Raw genomic sequence first — 3,511 nt, forward strand, 5'->3', positions numbered from 1 at the left:
GTCACTGCAGCAGGAGCTCCCCCAAAACGAATCGAAGAATATGTGGGGAGAATCATCACCGGAACCCCTCAGATCAGTATCGCACGGATGGTAAGCCCGGCCGGCTGGTCAGAACCATATCAGACCCCTGCATGGGATGAATATTCCGTTGTCCTCTCCGGGAAATTACAGATAGAGACCAATGGGGAAGTACTGATGGTTTTATCCGGACAGGCGGTTTTGATACCCGCAGGCTCGAAGGTCAGGTACAGCACCCCTGAGGGGGCAGAATATATCGCCGTATGCCTCCCGGCTTTTTCTCCTGATCTTGCACACCGGGGAGAAGAAGAGAAGCAGGAATCGAAATTACAGGCCTCTGTAGATGAACAGTATGAGATCCATGCGGCCGGACCTGAAGAGACCGACCGGATAGAAAAACTCTGGAAACAGCTTCGGATGTGCATCATATCCCGCAATAAGATGTTTGGAGGGCAGATGAGGAAGGTAAGGTTTCATGACCGGAAAAATGAACTCCTCCAAAAGAACGATGATCGGCTAATTCGGATCTTTTTTGCCATCGATACCCTGTCCGGAGATGATATCGGGTACTGTTTCTGTTCAGCAGCCCCCGGATCCTTTGGTGAAATTGAGTCCATATTTGTATGCGAAAAGGCTAGGCATCGGGGAATCGGAACAACACTTATGGTTCATGCCCTTACCTGGATAAAAGAACAAGGTAGCAGGGATATCCGGGTTCATGTAACAGTTGGGAATGAAGATGTGATACCCTTCTACCAGAAATTTGGTCTGCATCCACGACAATATATCCTCTCATATCCGGGGGAATTATGACAAAAACTGCGCTTATCCTTATAGACATCCAGAATGACTACTTTCCCGGTGGTGCTATGGAATGTCACCAAAGCCTTGATGCCGGGAAAAAAGCCAGTCTCTTATTGGATTTTGCCCAGAAACGTGGCATAGAGCCAATTCATATCAGGCATATTTCAACACGGCCGAATGCGACATTCTTTCTGCCGGGAACGAGAGGGGCAGAGATATCTGATTTGGTATCCCCAGTACCCGGAGAGAAGGTCGTTGAAAAACAGTATCCGAACAGTTTCCGGGAGACAGACCTTTATTCACACCTCCATGAAAAAGGGGTGAAAAACCTCATCATAGCCGGAATGATGAGTCATATGTGTATCGATGCAACGATACGGGCAGCCGCCGATCTGGGGTTTTCCTGCATTCTCGCTCACGATGCATGTGCAACCCGTGACCTGACCTTCCAGGATATTACCGTACCTGCTCCCCAGGTCCATGCAGCATATATGAGCTCCCTGTCAGGACTCTATGCCAGAACCCTCTCTACGGATGAGATAATACAGGGCGGGTTTGTCTAAAAATGGCACATCTGGAGCATATGAAAAGAGGTGAGAAATATGAGAGGACGTATTCATGAATAGTATGATTCTCATTCTCTATCTCATACTCAATATCATTTCATTTGCATTATTCGGGTATGATAAACACCGGGCAATGCGTGAAGAGTACCGGATATCTGAACGGAATCTGATAATCACGGCATTATCCGGACCATTCGGTGCCTATGCAGGAATGCGGATATTCAGACATAAGATCAGAAAACCGCTCTTTTCAATCCTGGTTCCAGTGTTCATCCTCATTCATGCCGGCATCTATGCCCTGATTGTATCCGGATTTCTATCAGGTCCATGGTGAGAGGAGGGCTCTTTATATAACACTGCTTACCAGAACACTTTTGTTTTAATCCACCGAAAAACAGGTATGATACGAAGAACGGTATCGGTAGGTGTATATCTTCTTGCACTCTCATTCTTCTGTGCGTGCGGATGTATCGCACAGGAAACAAGCTCTGAAATCACGAGTACCGGGACGATAACGTATATCGATCTTGAAGGCGGTTTTTATGGATTTATTGCATCAGACGGAACACAATACCTCCCGCTTGACCTTCCGGATGAGTTTAAACAGGATGGCCTTGTGGTTGATATCACCGGGATCAAAGAGACTGATGTGGTGACCATTCAGATGTGGGGGCAACCGCTCCGGATTCTCTCCATCTCAAAGCATGAGGGATTTACTCCATCTGAAAACTGGTATGAGGGGGAGGAGGTAGACCGTGGACCTGAAGAGCAACTGGAGATGACAACGCTTCTGCTCAAATCGTCAACCGCTCTATCACAGGCACTGGGGGACATGGACATGCAACTGGCACATCACGCTGCAGATCTGAAGGGGAAGAATCTGCAGAGTACCGATCTGCAGTCATTCCTTAAACAGGTTGCAGAGAGCAATCCTGCATTATCAATCGTATCAATCCTGGATCGGTCAGGGACGATTATTGCGGTATATCCGGATACCTATGCAGGCTATATTGGAACAAATGTCCGTGATCAGGCACTTGTCTCGTCGGTAATCCGGGATCCGGTACCGGGGATGAGTGAGTATATCAAATCGGCAGAGGGAGAATATGCAATAAATATCATCTATCCGGTCTATTCCTCATCCCTTTCGGTCACCGGCTACTTGTCCGTGCTACTTAATCCTGCTCTGCTGATTCAGTCATCAGTACAGTCATTGGTACAGGAAGGGCGGAATATTCTGGTTACCCAGCCGGATGGGTCTCTTCTCGGGCAGGTGCTAACAGCCCCGGGTGCAATCAGACAAAATCAATATGAGAAGATACAAATTAATGAAATTGCAGCATCTCCGGTTTCATCGTATCCGGCCGGGTATGATATGCTCCAGCTGAGCGAAGCGGTCTCATCCGGCGAAGAGCGGCATCAGGTATTCTGGAATACCGTATCTCTCCATAGTACTCCCTGGAGAGTTCTTGTATTCTGACATCTCCCCCTTTTTTCCAATACCCTCTGGCTCGTCTGATACGGGCTTTATGAGATCAGAGCACAAAGAGTACTCTTTCTTGTCGCATCGGTGAAGTGAAGGCATATGAAGATTCATCTCTGGAAAAATCCGATATATTTTCTTTTCATAACCCTGGTGACTATCGTACTAGCACGGGTAATTGAATATGGTATTCATGAATCAGGTCACTATCTCGCAGCCCGGATGATCGGTGTACCCACGAATCCTGATATAATACAGGTGATCACATCTCCCGTATATATAACCCGGTTTCAGACCTGGATGTATGGGTTTTCTGAATCATTTCAGTATCTTTCGTCCCTTTCAGGATTGCCAGCTTCTTCTGCTGCATCTGTCGCAATAGGAGGTCTTTTATGTAACGCACTTGTTACCGTGTTCTGTTTCTGGATATTCCTGAAAACCAGAGGGATAAAAAGTAAATTTGGTACCACACTCTGCCTCTGGGTTCTTGCATGTACCCTTGGCGCCCTCTTTTCCTACATTCCTCTGCGAACATTCTCAACCGGAGGGGATGTTGGGATATTCCTCTCATCCCTCTGGATTCATCCACTCATCTTCCTCTTTCCAACGGTCATGCTCATCCTCGCCGCTCTGATCCTGT

General features: G+C 47.4%; 5 protein-coding genes. All 5 read left to right on the forward strand.

Features of this window, described 5'->3' with window-relative positions:
• Window positions 1-831 (forward strand): GNAT family N-acetyltransferase (locus tag PLA23_RS11590; RefSeq protein ID WP_324475279.1); only part of this gene is annotated, 831 nt, incomplete at its 5' end.
• Window positions 828-1,385 carry a cysteine hydrolase family protein gene (locus PLA23_RS11595; RefSeq protein WP_324331070.1) on the forward strand — a complete coding sequence of 186 codons (558 nt, stop codon included), beginning with the start codon at window positions 828-830 and terminating at the stop codon, window positions 1,383-1,385. The genes PLA23_RS11590 and PLA23_RS11595, both read left to right, overlap by 4 nt.
• A gap of 55 nt (window positions 1,386-1,440) precedes the next feature.
• On the forward strand, window positions 1,441-1,722 hold the full coding sequence (locus tag PLA23_RS11600; RefSeq protein ID WP_324331068.1) for a DUF1294 domain-containing protein: 282 nt from the start codon (window positions 1,441-1,443) through the stop codon (window positions 1,720-1,722).
• A gap of 66 nt (window positions 1,723-1,788) precedes the next feature.
• Window positions 1,789-2,868, forward strand: a complete 1,080-nt coding sequence (locus tag PLA23_RS11605) for a cache domain-containing protein (RefSeq protein ID WP_324475280.1) — start codon at window positions 1,789-1,791, stop codon at window positions 2,866-2,868.
• 105 nt (window positions 2,869-2,973) lie between these two features.
• Window positions 2,974-3,511, forward strand: a 538-nt coding sequence (locus tag PLA23_RS11610) for a hypothetical protein (RefSeq protein ID WP_324475281.1), incomplete at its 3' end; no start/stop codon positions are given.

This window comes from Methanospirillum sp., assembly GCF_035406105.1.
Classification (GTDB): Archaea; Halobacteriota; Methanomicrobia; order Methanomicrobiales; family Methanospirillaceae; genus Methanospirillum.